Source organism: Desulfotomaculum sp., assembly GCF_982386235.1.
Map to the genome: position 1 here is coordinate 69,762 of NZ_CEVWQM010000018.1, position 17,004 is coordinate 86,765.

17 protein-coding genes are annotated in these 17,004 nt (G+C 43.6%); 16 read left to right on the forward strand and 1 reads right to left on the reverse strand.

Annotated features, from left to right (window positions below):
• Positions 1-74 precede the first annotated feature (74 nt).
• The 15 genes from minC (at position 75) to AC1U9Z_RS11910 (ending at position 13,702) form a co-directional block, all read left to right on the forward strand.
• Complete coding sequence (gene minC / locus AC1U9Z_RS11840; RefSeq protein ID WP_333531881.1) at positions 75-488, forward strand: septum site-determining protein MinC; 414 nt, start codon at positions 75-77, stop codon at positions 486-488.
• A 61-nt stretch (positions 489-549) separates the two neighbouring features.
• Positions 550-1,344, forward strand: coding sequence for a septum site-determining protein MinD (gene minD / locus AC1U9Z_RS11845; protein WP_333531880.1), 795 nt, complete (start codon positions 550-552; stop codon positions 1,342-1,344).
• 16 nt (positions 1,345-1,360) lie between these two features.
• Positions 1,361-1,633 carry a cell division topological specificity factor MinE gene (gene minE, locus AC1U9Z_RS11850; protein WP_333531879.1) on the forward strand — a complete coding sequence of 91 codons (273 nt, stop codon included), beginning with the start codon at positions 1,361-1,363 and terminating at the stop codon, positions 1,631-1,633.
• 182 nt (positions 1,634-1,815) lie between these two features.
• Positions 1,816-3,054, forward strand: a complete 1,239-nt coding sequence (gene rodA / locus AC1U9Z_RS11855; protein WP_333531878.1) for a rod shape-determining protein RodA — start codon at positions 1,816-1,818, stop codon at positions 3,052-3,054.
• 35 nt (positions 3,055-3,089) lie between these two features.
• Positions 3,090-4,196: a M23 family metallopeptidase gene (locus AC1U9Z_RS11860; protein WP_479957484.1), complete on the forward strand. Its 1,107-nt coding sequence runs from the start codon at positions 3,090-3,092 to the stop codon at positions 4,194-4,196.
• On the forward strand, positions 4,193-5,077 hold the full coding sequence (locus AC1U9Z_RS11865) for a M50 family metallopeptidase (RefSeq protein ID WP_479957485.1): 885 nt from the start codon (positions 4,193-4,195) through the stop codon (positions 5,075-5,077). Before AC1U9Z_RS11860 ends, AC1U9Z_RS11865 begins: the two co-directional genes overlap by 4 nt.
• A 164-nt stretch (positions 5,078-5,241) precedes the next feature.
• Complete coding sequence (locus AC1U9Z_RS11870) at positions 5,242-7,116, forward strand: TIGR03960 family B12-binding radical SAM protein (RefSeq protein WP_479957486.1); 1,875 nt, start codon at positions 5,242-5,244, stop codon at positions 7,114-7,116.
• Entirely contained in the window at positions 7,082-7,783 is a 702-nt protein-coding gene (locus AC1U9Z_RS11875) for a TIGR03936 family radical SAM-associated protein (RefSeq protein WP_333531874.1), read from the forward strand. Before AC1U9Z_RS11870 ends, AC1U9Z_RS11875 begins: the two co-directional genes overlap by 35 nt.
• Before the next feature lie 28 nt (positions 7,784-7,811).
• The gene (locus AC1U9Z_RS11880; RefSeq protein ID WP_333531873.1) at positions 7,812-9,491 is read left to right on the forward strand and encodes an Rne/Rng family ribonuclease; all 1,680 of its coding nucleotides are present in this window, start codon (positions 7,812-7,814) and stop codon (positions 9,489-9,491) included.
• 180 nt (positions 9,492-9,671) lie between these two features.
• On the forward strand, positions 9,672-9,983 hold the full coding sequence (gene rplU / locus AC1U9Z_RS11885; protein WP_333531872.1) for a 50S ribosomal protein L21: 312 nt from the start codon (positions 9,672-9,674) through the stop codon (positions 9,981-9,983).
• A 38-nt stretch (positions 9,984-10,021) separates the two neighbouring features.
• Positions 10,022-10,291 carry a 50S ribosomal protein L27 gene (gene rpmA / locus AC1U9Z_RS11890; protein ID WP_333531871.1) on the forward strand — a complete coding sequence of 90 codons (270 nt, stop codon included), beginning with the start codon at positions 10,022-10,024 and terminating at the stop codon, positions 10,289-10,291.
• Between the two features lie 289 nt (positions 10,292-10,580).
• Positions 10,581-11,150: a Spo0B domain-containing protein gene (locus AC1U9Z_RS11895; RefSeq protein WP_479957487.1), complete on the forward strand. Its 570-nt coding sequence runs from the start codon at positions 10,581-10,583 to the stop codon at positions 11,148-11,150.
• Between the two features lie 43 nt (positions 11,151-11,193).
• Positions 11,194-12,465, forward strand: a complete 1,272-nt coding sequence (gene obgE, locus AC1U9Z_RS11900; RefSeq protein WP_333531869.1) for a GTPase ObgE — start codon at positions 11,194-11,196, stop codon at positions 12,463-12,465.
• Positions 12,449-13,168: a DNA/RNA nuclease SfsA gene (gene sfsA, locus AC1U9Z_RS11905; RefSeq protein ID WP_333531868.1), complete on the forward strand. Its 720-nt coding sequence runs from the start codon at positions 12,449-12,451 to the stop codon at positions 13,166-13,168. Before obgE ends, sfsA begins: the two co-directional genes overlap by 17 nt.
• Positions 13,169-13,192: 24 nt before the next feature.
• A complete protein-coding gene (locus tag AC1U9Z_RS11910; RefSeq protein WP_333531867.1) occupies positions 13,193-13,702 on the forward strand; it encodes a flavin reductase family protein in 510 nt (169 codons plus the stop codon).
• Positions 13,703-13,751: 49 nt separating this feature from the next.
• Here the strand turns inward: AC1U9Z_RS11910 and AC1U9Z_RS11915 are convergent, their stop codons facing one another.
• A complete protein-coding gene (locus AC1U9Z_RS11915; protein WP_333531866.1) occupies positions 13,752-14,642 on the reverse strand; it encodes a radical SAM protein in 891 nt (296 codons plus the stop codon).
• Positions 14,643-14,759: 117 nt separating this feature from the next.
• Here AC1U9Z_RS11915 and AC1U9Z_RS11920 point away from each other — a divergent pair, with 117 nt between their 5' ends.
• The gene (locus tag AC1U9Z_RS11920) at positions 14,760-16,583 is read left to right on the forward strand and encodes a methyl-accepting chemotaxis protein (RefSeq protein WP_333531865.1); all 1,824 of its coding nucleotides are present in this window, start codon (positions 14,760-14,762) and stop codon (positions 16,581-16,583) included.
• Positions 16,584-17,004 lie beyond the last annotated feature (421 nt).

Genomic DNA, 17,004 nt, shown 5'->3' on the forward strand with positions numbered 1-17,004 from the left:
TTTTTTATCCATCTTTTGAAGGAATTGGTTTTTAGTTGTAGAATTTGATATAGGGTAAGCGGGGGGGAGTAAACTTGACGAAAGAAGAATTATCCAATACTGATTCTGTATCTCGCAGATTTCCTATGGAATTAGAGAATCTGGTGGATGAGAATACCATTCTAGTCCAAAGAACCTTGCGGTCTGGTCAAAGCATTTGTCATGACGGGAATGTAGTGGTATTGGGAGATGTAAACCCTGGGGCCGAAGTAGTTGCCACTGGCAATATTATTGTTATGGGCTCCCTGCGTGGGGTTGTTCATGCCGGTGCCAAGGGAGATGCCAATGCTGTTATTATTGGTTTTAGACTTAGGCCTACGCAACTAAGAATTGGTAACCATATTACCAGGCCCCCTGAAGACGAGTTATCAGATCCGAATTACCCGGAATTGGCCCGAATTAAGAATGGTGTCGTTACCATAGAAACCTTTAATTCTACTTTTAAATAATCATGCAATGGGATTAAGGGTTATGTTTGAAAAGCTTGGCATGATAAGGAGGACTTAAAATATGGGTGAAGTTATCGTAGTCACTTCTGGTAAAGGAGGGGTTGGTAAAACCACAACCACTGCCAACCTAGGCACTGGCCTTGCTTCGCATAACAAAAAGGTGTGTCTGGTAGATGCCGATATCGGACTGCGTAACCTTGATGTTGTACTTGGTCTGGAAAATAGAATTGTCTTTGACATTGTCGATGTTACCTCTGGGGTATGCCGTATGAGGCAGGCCTTAATTAAGGATAAGCGTTATGAATCACTGTATCTGTTACCTGCTGCTCAAACGAAAGATAAAACCGCTGTTAGTCCCGAGCAAATGGTTGAACTAACGGAAGAATTGAAAAAGGAATTTGATTTTATCATTATCGATTGCCCGGCAGGTATTGAGCAAGGCTTTAGAAATGCCGTTGCCGGGGCAAATAAGGCCATCGTTGTGACAACACCCGAAGTGTCCGCGGTGAGGGATGCAGATCGCATCATTGGTTTGTTAGAAGCAGCGGAATTGCGGGAACCCAAACTAATTATTAACCGTTACCGGACCAAAATGGTTAACCGTGGGGACATGATGAGTATTGACGACATGAATGAAATACTAGCCATTGATCTCCTGGGGGTAGTACCTGAGGATGAACAGGTTGTTGTCACCACCAACAAAGGTGAAACGGTGGTAAGGGATGACCAGTCCCAGAGTGGACAAGCTTACCGCAATATCACCCGTCGTATCCTGGGGGAAAATATTCCCTTAATGAACCTTGAGGAACCAGGTGGTTTCTTTAGTGCCTTAAAGAAAATGATCGGACTTAAGTAAGGAAGGGGGTACCGGAGTGTTAGAGTTTTTAAACAGGGTATTTGGGCGTGAATCGTCAAACAGTAAGAACGTGGCAAAAGAGAGGTTGAGATTGGTTTTGGTGCACGACCGGGCCAATGTTTCACCGGAGTTACTAACGTCCTTAAAAAATGACTTGATTAAGGTTATCTCAAATTATATGGAAATTGATGATAAAGCTCTTGAAGTAAGTCTCGATGGCGACGATAATCAGGTAGCCCTGGTGGCGAATATACCTGTAAAACGTATGAAAAGAGTAACCCCGGTCTAGTTTTACAAAGTTAAACCATTTAGTAATAGCACAAGGGGACGGTTCTTTTGTGTTGTTCTATAGAACAACACAAAAGAACCGTCCCCTTGTGCTCCGACACTCCCTTTTTACGCATATAGAACCCCCTTTTGTTTTATTTTTATGTAGTATATAATTTATAGGTTGAGGGGGAGGGATTTTTAATGGTGGACAAGCGGTTTGTCAGAAACCTGGACTATATATTAATAATCTCCGTATTACTGATTGTTTGCTTTAGTTTAGTCATTATTAGCAGTGCTACGGTGGTTAGCAGTCCAATGGATTTCCGGGAACACCAAGAATTGTGGAATAAGGAAACCCAAGGTATAAGTAATTTAACAGAAAGTGAACCAACTAGTCTTTCCTTTTTACAGTATGCCAATATATTATTTAGTGGTTATGTGCAAAAACAAATTATTTGGTTTGTGGCCGGCGTAATTGCTATACTGTTTGTTATATCGATATCCTACGAAGATTTACGACGTCATAGGAAAACCATTTATATTATTAACCTATTGTTGCTTGCAGCTGTGTTGTCACCCCTGGGCCATAATGCCAAGGGAGCGACCCGCTGGATTGATTTAGGGGCCTTTAAACTACAGCCCTCGGAATTTGCGAAAATTTTTATCATCATTACCTTTGCCGATTTTTTAAGTCGCCGTGAGGGTAAATTAAAGAACTTTAAAGATTTATTACCTTGCTTTGTTCACATCGGTGTTCCGATGCTGCTTATATTAAAACAACCTGATCTGGGAACCTCTTTGGTCTTTATCGCCATTATGTTTGGCATGCTTTTTGTTGCAAGCTCCAATGGAAAATTGATCGCTGGTTTGTTCTTTGGTGGACTGACCTCGGCCGTTAGTTGGGTTTGGTTGCATTTTAAGATTGGTCTTTGGATTCCCTTAAAGGACTATCAGTTAGACCGGCTGCTCGTGTTTATTGACCCTTGGGAACAGTGGCATGGTAACGGCTACCACGTAGTACAGTCTCAGATTGCCATCGGTTCAGGTGGCTTGGAAGGGAAAGGGATCTTTAACGGTAGTCAAAATCAGTTAAACTTTTTACCCGAACAGCACACAGACTTCATCTTTTCGGTTGTCGGTGAAGAGATGGGCTTTATTGGTGTGACTGCACTGCTTGTCCTTTTCCTGATCCTTTTATACCGCGGCATAAGAATTGCCTCTGAGGCAAGGGATTTAAACGGTACCCTGTTGGCCAGCGGTGTAGTAACCATGTTAGCCTTTCATATTTTAACCAACGTGGGCATGGTTTCTGGCATCATGCCAGTTACTGGTGTACCCTTACCCCTTTTCAGCTACGGTGGCAGCAGCATGTTGACCAATATGATTGCCATCGGTATCTTGCTCAATGTGTATAGTCGAAGGCAGAAGATACTGTTTTAACTCTAGGTTCCGCCGTGAGTCATGGGTTAAAGAATATGAATAAAAGTCCGGCTAAACATGGCCGGGCTTTTTTGAGCCATTCGCCATGGGCCACTCCCCCTGTCACGACCGAGACATCCTTCTCAACCCAACAGTTAAAAGCCCAAGGCCCACCGCTGATGGCTGACCCCAAAGAAATACCTGTAAGTCTAAAAACAGCTTGTCATATTTGTCCCCCTAAGGAATATATTGTACTAGTTAATAAGAGCAATCGATTCCTGGGAGGGATTAAGGTGAAGATTGGTAGATTTAGTTTTGATCGGTATAAAAAGAAAAGTAAAGACCCATTAAACAATTACAACACGCATTATAACAACAGTCATAATGACGATTGGATGAGTATGTATTACTCGGGAAGTAAGTGGCGGCGTAAGAAAAAAGGTAGCCGGAGTTTTAAAACCTTTTATCGGATTGTTGTAGCTTTGGGTATTTTTGCGGTGTTACTGGTACTTAAGGAATCAAACCACCCTTGGAGTCAACAGGCCCGGGAAGGGTTAAAGGTAGCCTTAAGCACCGAATGGGATGTAACACCTGCACTGGATAAAGCCGTCGCCTTTGGGTTGCAAACCGTGAATATGGACTGGCCCTTTGTACATGAATTAGCCCATCCTGTTTTGCCTGCTATGACTGATCCTGAACCAAGTATAAACTGGGCCATCCCAGTATCTGGTCAGGTGGTACAGGAATTTGGTTGGGTTAAAAGCCCCGAAGATAATTTAGAGCGTTTTAACCCAGGCATTGATATCAGTGCCAGCGTAGGTTCTCCGGTGCAGGCTGTACAACCTGGCAAGGTCAGTCGCATTGGTCACGATCGAACCTATGGCGAGTTTGTCTTAATTGAACATCGTAAGGGGGAGTATACCCTTTATGCTGGCTTAAGTGATATTGCTGTTTTAGAAGGTCACCAGGTGCAGGCAGGTCAGGAATTGGGTAAGGTAGCTGAACAGAACCAAGGGGACCCGGTACTCCACTTTGAAGTGAGGGAAAATGACAAACTAGTTGACCCTTTAAAGAAGATTAACATGAATAAGCAAGAAAGCAGTCGTTCGATTGAATCCATAGAAAGCAGCAGTAAGACTAGCCAGGAGAGTAGCAAACAATGAGAGTAGGACGCCTCCAGGGTATTGAGATTCGGCTAAACCCGTTATTCCTTGTCCTACTTAGTCTATATTTTGTGGCCGGGGTTTTAGAAAAGGGACTGATTATTTTTGGTTTAGTCTTATTTCACGAGCTAGCTCATACTCTGGTAGCCAGAATGCTGGGTGTGCCGGTCATTAATATTGAGATCCTGCCCTTTGGTGGTGTGGCCAGGATGGGCGGAGAAATGAGTGTGCAGCCGAGCAAAGAAATTGCCGTGGCCCTAGCAGGACCAGCTTCCAATATCTTATTAATCGGCTTAGCTCTGGGATTGAAAAATTATGGTATCTGGTCGGAGGAGCTTAGTCCATACTTTATTCAGGTAAATATGATGCTAGCCCTTTTTAATCTTCTCCCAGCATTACCATTAGACGGCGGCAGAGTATTGCGTTCCCTGCTGGCTACCCACATCGGTGTTTCCCAGGCCACTCTTACTACTGCCAGAATCGGTCAAATAACGGCAGTGGCTGTTATTAGCCTGGGGGTCATTGGGTTTTTCCAGCGTATAGTTGGTCTGGATGTAATCATTATTGCTTTATTCGTTCTTTATGCTGCCAGCAAAGAAAAGAACCTGGCTCCCTACCTCTTTGTCCGTCATTTGGCACATAAAAAGGAAGAACTAATCCAGACAGGGATTTTACCAGTGGAGAAGTTGGTTGCTCTGGAGGATGTTCCCCTAAAGGAAATCGTTAAGTTGTTTGTACCTCAAAAATTTCATCTTATTCTCTTATTAAACAGACAAATGGAGCTACAAGGTCAAGTTAGCGAAGCCCAGGTGGTGGATGCTCTGTTTCAGCAGGGTATGGATGTTCCGGTTGGTTCGCTGATTAAGCCGAAAAACCAATAGCCGTCAGCCATAAGCTGATGGCTATTTTTTACTGGATGCACAAGGAATTAGAAAGCAAGATGTAGAAAGATCAAAAAGGAATATTTTTCAAAGCCAAATTGGGCAATAATAGATAAGAGTATTTCTACTGCAACTGTACGTGCTAGTAATGGAGGCAATCAATAATGAGTAGATTAGATAAGATACTTGCTCGGGTCCAAAAACCTTCCCGCTATGTTGGCGGCGAATGGAATGCAGTAAAAAAAGACTGGGACCAGGTGGATGTAAAAATGGTCTTTGCCTTTCCCGATGTCTATGAAGTAGGTATGTCCCACCTGGGTTTACAAATTCTTTACCATGTGGTGAATAAGCGTGAGGATGCTCTCATGGAAAGGGTTTTTGCTCCTTGGACCGATATGGAGGAGCAGCTGCGCCAAGAAAAGGTGCTGTTGTTTAGTTTGGAATCCCAACGGCCACTGGCGGATTTTGACCTGCTGGGATTTACTTTACAGTATGAGATGAGCTTTAGCAACATCTTAAATATGCTGGATTTGGCCGGCCTACCAGTACGATCGGCTCATCGGGATGCCAGTATGCCGCTGGTAATTGCCGGTGGCCCCTGCGCTTTTAACCCGGAACCAATCGCAGATTTTATTGACCTATTCGTCATTGGTGAGGGTGAAGAGGTCATGCATGAGCTGATTGATACCTATAAGGAACTTAAAGAAAAAGGGGTAAGCCGTCAGGAAATGCTGCTGCACTTTGCCAAACACATTTCCGGTGTCTATGTACCATCTTTCTATGAAGTTAGCTACAACGATGACCAAACCGTTAAGAGCGTTCTTCCCACCAAGAAGGGAATCCCCAGTAAGATTGGCAAGAGAATTGTGCGGGATTTTGACAATGTAGATTTCCCTAGCAATCCCATTGTGCCGTCAATGAGTGTTGTTCATGACCGGGTGATGGTGGAAGTACTGAGGGGTTGCACCAGGGGGTGCCGCTTTTGTCAGGCAGGGGTGCTGTATCGGCCCGTGCGAGAGAAGAAGCCAGAAACCTTGATTCGTCAAGTGGAAGAAATGATAGACAATACGGGTCATGATGAAATTTCTCTTACTTCATTAAGTACAGCAGATTACACAGGGGTGGCACCTCTGGTAAAAAATCTGTTGGATATTTTTGGGGAGAGGGGCGTCAACGTATCACTGCCTTCTTTACGGTTGGATGCCTTTTCCATTGACTTGGCCAAAGAAGTTCAAAAGGTCCGCAAGAGTGGCTTAACCTTTGCTCCAGAAGCTGGTACCCAGCGTCTGCGTGATGTAATAAACAAAAACGTCACAGAGCAGAACTTGGTGGACGCAGTAACATCCGCTTTTAAAAATGGCTGGTCTTCGGTTAAACTCTATTTTATGATCGGTTTACCCACCGAAACCTATGAAGACCTTGATGGCATTGCGCAAATGGCTAAAAAAGTAGTGCAAATTGGTTATGCGTGTGGCGTACCGAGAGGTCGTTTAAAGGTAACGGTTAGTACTTCATCCTTTGTACCCAAGTCACACACAGCCTTTCAGTGGGAGCCCCAGAATACCTTACAGGAATTGCGCGACAAACAAAAATACCTCAAAGAAAAACTGAGGGATAAGCGAATCACCTATAATTGGCACGATCCAGAGACCAGTTTTCTGGAAGCTGTCTTTGCCAAAGGGGATCGCCGGTTAGCTGCTGTGCTGGAGACGGCCTGGTCCAAAGGGGCTCGCTTTGATGGCTGGTCAGAACATTTTAATTATAATCTTTGGCTTGAGGCCTTTGAATATGAAAATATTGTCCCGAAATGGTATGCCTATAGGGAAATTGCCAAGGAAGAGGTATTACCCTGGGATCATATAGAAGCTGGTGTAAGTAAGCGCTTTTTATTGCGTGAACATAAAAAGGCACTGGGTAGTGAACCTACCGTGGATTGCCGTGCTGGTATGTGTACCGGCTGTGGCCTCTGTCCAACCCTTGAAATTACGCCAACAATTCTGGGAGGTGTGGATATTGCCCCGATTCAGGGTGAAATATAGTAAAGAAGGCCCAGCTCGTTATAGCTCCCATCTGGACATGGTAAGGTTTTTTGACCGTTCGACTCGAAGGGCCAAACTTCCTGTGGCCTTTTCGGAGGGTTTCAACCCCCATCCTAAATTTAGTTTTGCTTCGCCGCTGCCAGTGGGGGTTGCCGGTTTGGAAGAATATCTGGATATGGATCTAAAAGAATACATGGAGCCTGGTGAAATTGCCCTAAAATTGGCACCTAACCTGCCGGAAGGGTATAGAATACTTGATATAAAACAAATTGAAGATCGAGCACAATCCCTGATGTCACGGGTATCCCGGGCCGACTACCGGGCCACAACACATCTTCCTGCTGGTTATTCCATCGTGGAATTAGGAACTGCTATGAATGAATTACTTAAACAGCAGGAAATATTCGTAACCCGTACCGCTAAGGGGAAAGTAAAAGAAGTGGATATAAGGCCTGGAATATACAGGTTGTCCGGCGATGTAAAGGGGCAAACCTTAGAAATAAATATGGAACTGCTGATTGGCAGTACGGGAAATGTTCGCCCCGAAGAAATATTGCAAAAGTTGCATCAATACGGGGTTCCAGTAGACCCGGAAGATTTCCAGGTTCGTCGCACGGCCCTGTACGCCGAAGGCGTCACTGGCCCGATTTCTCTCTGGGAGGTCTAATGGCCAGCAGTAGGAGAGGAAGTTCAATATGTTAAAAGAAATTATCATTAATGTTCAGGAAGAAGAGACGAGGGTTGCGGTGTTGGAAGACCGAGTCCTCATGGAAGTATACATCGAGCGTTCCCATAACCAACGCCTGGTTGGTAATATATTCAAGGGTAAGGTAGAAAACGTATTGCCTGGTATGCAGGCGGCCTTTGTAGATATAGGCTTAGAGAAAAATGCCTTTCTTTATGTGGAGGATGCTCAGCCGACCAGAAATCCTGAAGTCAACCATCAGACTGGCTATCACGTAAATATAGGTGACGTTTTAAAGCAGGGACAAGAAATTATTGTGCAAATTGTTAAAGAGCCAATTGGCACCAAGGGACCGAGAGTAACGACCCATATCACATTACCGGGTCGCTATTTGGTTCTTATGCCTACCGTTGACTATGTCGGTATATCTCGACGTATTGAATCGGAAAAGGAGCGGGAGCGTTTAAAGGAGTTGGCCAGTCGGGTAAAACCCGATGGAATGGGAGTTATTGTGCGTACTGTGGCCGAAGGAGTGGAAGAGGAGGAATTCCGGCAGGATATTGTTCTTCTGTCAAAACTTTGGCGAAAAATTCAGAGTCGGGCAACAAATTGTGCTGCGCCTAATTCACTGCATCGTGATGTAGAACTAGTCCAACGGATGCTGCGGGATATCTTTAGTGAGGATGTAGATCGGCTAACAGTGGATTCCCGCAGTGAATATGAAAAGACCTTAGAAATTTTAGATATGATTGATCCTAAATTAAAATTAAAGGTATGTTTGGACGAACGTGAAAATATATTCGAGGATTATGGCATTACCGTTGAACTGGAAAAAGCCCTAAAAAAGAAAGTTTGGTTGAAATGTGGCGCCTATTTGGTTATCGATCAGGCCGAAGCCCTAACAGCAATTGATGTTAACACAGGGAAATTTGTGGGCAGTACAACCCTTGAGGATACCGTATTAAAAACAAATTTGGACGCTGCGGTGGAAATTGCCCGTCAACTTCGGTTAAGAAATATTGGCGGTATAATAATCGTTGATTTTATTGACATGATCGCAGAGGATCATCGTAATCAAGTGCTAGCCGTACTGGAAGAGCAAATCAAAAAGGACAAAACCAAGACCAATATCTTAGGGATTACCCAACTGGGGTTGGTGGAAATGACCCGAAAAAAGGTACGTCCATCCCTGGCAGAGGTAGTTCAAAAACTTTGTCCCTACTGTGAAGGTCGGGGGAAGGTGCTTTCTGAAGAGACCGTTAGCATTAAACTAAAAGCTCAAATTTATCAATTGGCAAGGCAAACAATAGCAGATACCATCTTGGTTGAAGCAAATCCTGTGGTGGCTGCTCGACTCATTGGGGCAGGTGGAGCAACTCTCCGGGAACTGGAACAGAAAATCGGTAAAAATCTTTATATTAGAGGCTCTGCAACTCACCACCTGGAACAGGTTACGGTTAAGGCAATTTCCGATCAAGATGAAATTTTCTCCCGAACAGTTCCCGTGAAGAATGGTGAAATTATTGAGGTCAAGGTGGAAGAACTCCACATTTCCAACCCCGCTGATGGGATCGCACGTTTAGATGGCTTTATCATTGATGTAGAAGGTGGCGGGGCGATGGTAGGGGAGCTAGTATCGGTGGAAGTAGTAAAAGTCTATCGAACCTATGCTAAGGCGATATTGGTGTAAAGACATGGCCCAAGGCCATTAAGCTGACGGCTGAAGGCTAATTCGCATTGACATTTTCCACGAATCTGATAAAATAACTAAATGTAGGCTAAATTGCCTGCACAATACCGCACAGCAGAGGTTTTCAAACCAGAGCACTGGTACCTTGATGGCGAGTCCTAAGGATGGGGAGGTGTAGGTATGTACGCAGTAGTGGTTACTGGCGGCAAGCAGTACAAGGTTCAGGAAGGTGACACCCTGTACATTGAGAAACTAAATGCTGAGGCTGGCGAAAAGGTTGAATTAACCGATGTTCTGCTGGTGGAGAAAGATGGTCAATTGACTGTTGGTGCTCCCAAGGTGGAAGGTGCAAAGGTAGTTCTTAACGTTGTTCGTCATGGCAAAGGCCAAAAGATTATTATCTTTAAGTATAAGCCCAAGAAAAATTACCGCCGTAAGAAAGGGCATCGTCAACCTTTCACTCAGGTGGTTGTTGAAAAAATTGAAGCTTAATTATTTTTTATTTGAACCCCGATAGGAGGTGGGACTGCATGGCTCATAAGAAAGGTGTGGGTAGTTCACGGAACGGTCGTGACTCCGAATCTAAACGGCTTGGGGTAAAGGAAGGCGACGGTAAGTTTGTCCCTGCTGGTAGCATTCTGGTAAGACAGCGTGGTACCAAGATTTATCCCGGTGATAACGTAGGACGTGGTGGCGACGATACCCTTTTCGCTAAAGTTGATGGTATTGTTAGATTTGAGCGTAAAGGTCGGGACAAGAAACAAGTAAGCATTGTTGTTCCAGAAGAAGTAGCTCAATAGGTTTAACTGCGCTAAAACCAGCCTGATCAGCAGGCTGGTTTTTTTCACTATCATAAAGTATAAAACTTATTAAAATTTATAATGATGATCGTACAAGAAAAACGAAGGTTTTCGCCGCGTCTAAAGACTCTCGTGCCCTTTAGGTTATGTCCTTTAGGGTTATGGCGCACCCTTAAGGGCATAACCTAAAGGGCACAGGCAAGCAAGCCAAGTTTTTTAATATAATGTTTGGCAGGAAAATAAATCCATTTTGTCGAAGTGCTTCTCGGATATAAGTCCGAAAGGAAGTATGAGAGTGGAAATAAAAAACCTGTTGGAAATTATTCAAGTACAAAGGCATGATTTTTTAAATCATTTACAGGTTATATCAGGCCTGCTTCAATTAAATAAGGGGGACAGGGTCCGGGATTATATCAACCAGGTTTGCCAACAGTATGAAAACTATAGCAAAATTACCCGAATTAAATCCCCTGAAATACTAGCGGTTTTATTGGTCGGCAGCAATGAAGCCAACAAAAGCCAAATCGATATTCAGTATGATATACAAACAAATCTTGCAACTCTAAATGTTCCAGGAGAAGTGGTAGCATCTGCCCTGAATCGTTGTATAAAGCAGGCTTTAAAGTTTCTGGCACCACCAGAAGTTAATGATCGAAAAATGAAGCTAACCATCAGTGAGGGAGAAAAAAAGATTACCATAAAACTTGGTTTTTCAGGTGTTCCCGCTGAGGTTGTGAAGGATGCCCAGGAACAAATGGCTCTTGCTGAAGCCTTAGCGGCTTACAAAAGCAGTTCCAAATTGGCTGTAACAGAGAAAGAAGTAGAAATATATATGATATTTCCCAAAAAATTGGCTTAGGAAGGCCACAGCGGTAAATAATAGTATTGGGTGATGAACAATAATGTTTTTTGACAGAGCGAAAATTTATGTCAAAGGTGGGGACGGCGGTAATGGCTGTATAGCCATGCGTCGTGAAAAATATGTGCCCTTTGGCGGTCCCTGGGGCGGCGATGGCGGCCGTGGTGGAGATATAATTTTTATAGCCGATGAGGGGCTTAATACATTACAGGATTTCCGCTACAAGAGGCACTTTAAGGCTGAACGTGGCAGCCATGGTATGGGGAAAAATATGAATGGCTCCAGTGGGGAGACTTTACTTGTTAGGGTACCTACTGGCACGGTGGTCCGTGATGCAGATACGGGCAGGTTACTGGCAGACCTGGTGGAAAACGGTGAGCAAGTTGTGATAGCCAAAGGTGGACGTGGAGGTCGCGGCAATGTTCATTTTTCCTCTGGCACCAACAAGGCACCACGTATTGCTGAAAAAGGTGAACCAGGAACAGAATTGTGGTTGGAACTCGAACTTAAATTAATTGCTGACGTTGGACTCATTGGTTTTCCCAATGCCGGCAAATCTACTTTTATTTCGATGGTATCAGCGGCTAAACCTAAAATTGCTGATTATCCCTTTACAACCCTGGTCCCTAACCTTGGTGTTGTTTCTGCTGGGGAAGCAGGAAGTTTTGTGGTGGCAGATATACCGGGTTTAATTGAGGGGGCTTCTCAGGGAGTCGGTTTAGGTCATGAATTTTTACGTCACACAGAGAGGACCCGCCTATTGATCCATGTGGTGGATACTGCCGGGACCGAAGGCAGGGACCCCGTTGAAGATATTCGGATAATTAACAGTGAATTAGAGCACTATGATTCTCGTTTAATTACTAGACCACAGATTATTGCAGCCAATAAAATGGATATAACTCCTGAGGCAGAGGAAAACCTCGTTCGTTTACAGGAAGCCTATGGCCAGCAATATGAAATTTACCCAATTTCTGCTGCCACCAATCAGGGTCTGGATAAAGTTGTCCAGCGAGTGGCCCAGCTATTAGCTGAACTACCCAAAATTGAGCCGGAGCAACCAGATGAAGACCCGGCCCTGTTTGAGCCGGAGGATCGCTTTCAGATCAAGCGGGACATGGATGGCAATTGGCGTGTTACCGGTAAAGAAATCGAACGCCACGTGTCGATGACCTATCTGGAAGAGGATCAGTCCTTAGAGCGCCTGCAAAGAATCATGAAAGTAATGGGTTTGGAGCAAGGACTTGTAGATGCCGGGGTCAAGGAAGGCGATATCGTTCGTATTGGGGATTGGGAATTTGAATGGTCTGAGTAACCATGCTGAGGCACCGTTTATTGACTTACCCGAGCTGGTAGAGTCAGTCTTCGTGGAGAGAAAGAATCGTTTCGTAGGGATGGTACAAGTGGCGGGGCAAATCAGCCCGGCCCATGTACCTAGTTCCGGCAGAATGAGGGAGCTTCTTTTTCCGGGCAATTCTGTTTATGTAGCCCCCATGCCGGCAGGCAGAAAAACACAATATAGGATTCACCTGGCAAGGTACAATAAGACATTGGTTTCGGTGGATTCTTTGCTGCCCAATAGACTCATGTACAAAGCACTGTCTGAAGGGGCGTTGCAAGAACTTTTTCAGTATGAGGAAATAAAAAAAGAAGTAGGCTACGGAGAAAGTCGCTTTGATCTTTATTTAAAAAGAGGAGTTAATCGTTGCTTTATCGAAATTAAATCAGTAACACTGGTGGATCATGGGGTGGCAAAATTCCCAGATGCTCCTTCAGAGAGAGGTTCAAAACACCTTCTTGAATTGATTAAAGCAGTGGCGGATGGATACAGAGCTGCTGTTATTTTTGTCATACAAAGAAATGATGCTACTATATTTAAACCGAATGAAGTCACAGACCCGGTTTTTAGCCAATCCCTTTGTCAAGCAGCGGCAAAAGGAGTTGAGGTGTACGCTTTAGACTGTGAGGCAACCCTAAACTCCGTTAGGTTAAAGGGGTACATACCCGTTCAGATTTAAGAAATGCAAAAGGGAGGTCTTTTAATGAAAGAGGATGTAAAGTATAACGACTATTTAAAAGAGCTGCTGGAGCAGCTGCCAAAGGGTGCTTTTTTGACGGTAAAAGACGACCAAGATAGGGTTAATACCATGACCATCGGTTGGGGTTCGATCGGATTTATGTGGCAGAAGCCGGTCTTTATTGTCATGGTTCGTCCCTCACGATATACCTATCAATTGATTGAACATGCCAAAGAGTTTACCGTAAGCATACCTATAAATAAAGACCTGAAAAAGGCTTTAGCCCTTTGCGGTACGAAATCTGGCCGGGATATGGATAAAATTAAAGAGAGCAACCTGACCCTGGAACCTGGAAAAATTGTGCGTACACCGATCATCGGGGACTGTGACCTGCATTATGAGTGCAAGCTTGTTTATCGCCAGGTAATGGAACCAGCCCTGGTGGACCCCGGCATAAAAAAACTAGCCTATCTTAAAAACGATTATCATGTTATGTATTATGGTGAAATTGTCGCTTGCTATGTAAAAGAATAAGCTAAAAACACCTGGCAACGCAAAGTGGTTGTCAGGTGTTTTTGTTTCTTTAAAAACTCTTGGGATTAAAGATTTGCTGATTATATCTTGAATCTTTGAGATATTCCAATACCTCCTGAACATCGGCTAAAAGCTGGGGCTTATCTCGATTTAGAATTCCCTTTAAGGGCAAGAAGTTTGAAACATGGTTGCAGCGAAAAATGCAAGGCTGTTGCACATCAATATGTTCCAGCATTTCCTTAAGTTCCAGCATGCCTTCCCTGGTGCTAAGGGGCACAAATTTTCCCTGATCCACTGCTTCTTTAAGAGGGGTTCCATCAAAAATGGCTAATGACAGTACTCCCAGCATGGTCGGGCTGATGGCATTAATCACCCGGGCCGTATTTACCGCATGGCTATGGGTATACTGCATCCCGCCTAATCCCAGGATTACCATGGCGGAGAGCTTGATGCCAGCAGCCAGCACCTTTTGCCCCGCTGTAATCATCTCATTGGCAGTAACACCCTTGTTAATTTCAGTCAGTACCCCGTCATCACCGCTTTCTATACCAAGGTAGACTATTTTTAAGCCAGCACTTTGAAGTGCTGCCAATTCAGCCGGGGTTTTACGTAATATATCCTTTGGTGCACCATAACAGGTAATGCGTGTGAGCATTGGAAATGCAGCATGCAGCCTTTCCATAATCGCAAGTAACTTATCTGTGCCTAAAACCAGGGCATTACCATCTGCTAAAAAAACTCGCCGTAACTCGGGGTAGAATTTAGCCATTTGTGTAATTTCCCTTTCAATCTTCTCCATTGACCGGATTTGAAAAGGAACATTGCGGTACATGGCACAAAAGGTACATTTATTATGGGAACAACCCCTTGTAATACGGAGTATAAAACTCTTTGCCTCACTGGGAGGGCGGTAGATTACATCTCGATCTTCCGAAGACATGGATAGCACCTCCAAAAAACGAAATTAAAATTTAATACTATTTTAATAGTACCATAGTTTTACTTTTTATAGGACTATTGTATACTTGTTATGTAAAATGTTTCATATAAGAAGGGTGTGGTTACCATAAAAATAGGCCAAAAGATTTTAGCAGCAGTTTTGGCGGTGGTCTTTTTAGGTTTTGTTTCACAGGTCTTGGTATATCAAAAATTGGCGGAGTTAAATAAAAGTGTGGAACAAGAGCAGTGGTGGACAACTCGGGCCATTCAAGGATTGCAGCTTAAGGAATCGGCTGAACGTCAGAATTCAGCATTGAAAGAGTACCTATTGTTCGGTCAACCAGAGCAGGCTAATCATTTTAATGAGATGAATAGTGAGACCACGGCAAGATTAGAGGCATTTATTGAAAATACAAAGAGGCAAGAGATCAAAGATTTTTTATTAACCGTACAAAATAACCAAATAGCCTTGACAGACACTGTCAAAAAGGAGATATTTTCTTCTGTTGAAGAAGGAAATAGCGAGTTAGCAAAACAGATTTTTCTTGAAAAAATAGTCCCCCTAAGTGAAAAAATTGAAGCAGACATAAGTAAATTTGTAGAGGATAGACAGAGGGAAGTCAGCGAACAACAAGCAGTGGTACTTTTGGCTGGAAAAAAAGCCACCCAATATGGGATCATTTTTACCATTCTAGCCGTTGTTTTAGGACTCTTAATCAGTTGGTTGGTTAGTCGTAATATTACGATAACCTTGCAAAAATTGATAACAAGTGCTAATGGATTGGCTGATGGGGATTTAACCCAAGAGATAGACAACCTGAATCGTGCAGACGAAATAGGTAATTTAGCTAGGGCCTTTGCTAAAATGGAACAAAAACTGCAGCAAGTTCTTGGGCAAATTATCACTGACAGTATGACACTGGCGGCCCATAGTCAGGAAATGTCAGCAGCCAGCCAAGAGGTCAGTGCCAATGTTAATGGCATAGCTGGTCTTACCACAGAATTGGCGGCCACTGCCGAGAATCAAGCAGCCAATGCTACCGGAGCATCCGCTGTCTCTAAAGAAGCGGAACTGGTAGCTCGGGAGGGTGGACGCTCGGTACAAGAGGTTGTTCATAAGATGCAAAGCATCAGTTCTACTGTCAATGAAAGTACCCTTGTGATGAGTAAGCTTTCCGAACAATCGAAACGCATTGGGCAGATTATTGAGGCAATTACAGGAATAGCAGATCAAACCAATTTATTAGCCCTGAATGCAGCTATTGAAGCGGCCAGGGCAGGTGAACATGGCAGAGGTTTTGCTGTGGTGGCCGAAGAAGTACGCAAGCTGGCTGAAAAATCTGCCACAGCAGCCAAAGAGATTTCATATATTGTTGGAGAAATTCGTCGGGATATAGAACAGGCAGTGAGTTCCATGGGTATTGGAGCAAAGGAAGTGAATGAGGGTGTTATAGTGGTGGAAAAGGCCGGTCATTCCCTTCAAGAAATTGTAGAAAAGGTAGTTAACAGCAGTCAGTACATTTCAGAAATATCTGTGGCCACTGAACAAACCAGCGATGCCACCCAGGAATTGGCACAATCAACGGATCAAGTCAATTCTGCGGTGGAGCAAATTGCTCAATCTTCCATTAGCCTATCCAAAATGGCTCAAGAATTTAACGAACTTGTTTCACACTTTAAGATTAACAAGGAGAGACAGATTAATTACTGGGAAGAAAAAGACCACTGTTCCGATCTTATGCATTGCCGGGAGGAAGGAAGGGACCCAGATCAGTGTAATGTAAGCAAATACCCGAACTACCCCTGTTGGAATATTAAAGGAACCTATTGTAAGGGCGAAAAAGGTAACGATGTACGAAGATGCAAAGAATGTGAAGTATATCAACGATATGGCAACAACGAACCGATTGTTGTGTATAACGATAACATTTTGCGAAGATAATTGAGATTAGAAAAGTGTCGTATAGCAAGCGACACTTTCTTTTTTGGTTGCCCGAAGGGCTTAGCCCAACTTATTCAAGAATGTTGCCAGGAGTTGTTGTTGAATAAGTCATAAAAATTACTAATATTTCTTGTTTTATTTTATAAAAAAACAACAAAAGGTACTTGCATTCAGTATACACATATGATAACATAACAAATGTCGCCGCAAGGTGATTAAAAAAAATACCACTTGATAAAAGTAGACAAAAGTGGTAATATTAAAAACGTCGCAAGGGCGACAAACCGGTCTTTGAAAACTAAACAGCAGATGATGGATGAAAAACAGGTCAAGTCAAAAGTCATCGTTAAGATGAAACTAAGACGACCACAAAAAACATCCTCGTCAAGCGTTATAACCCCCTAAAGGGGGCAAGAAGACG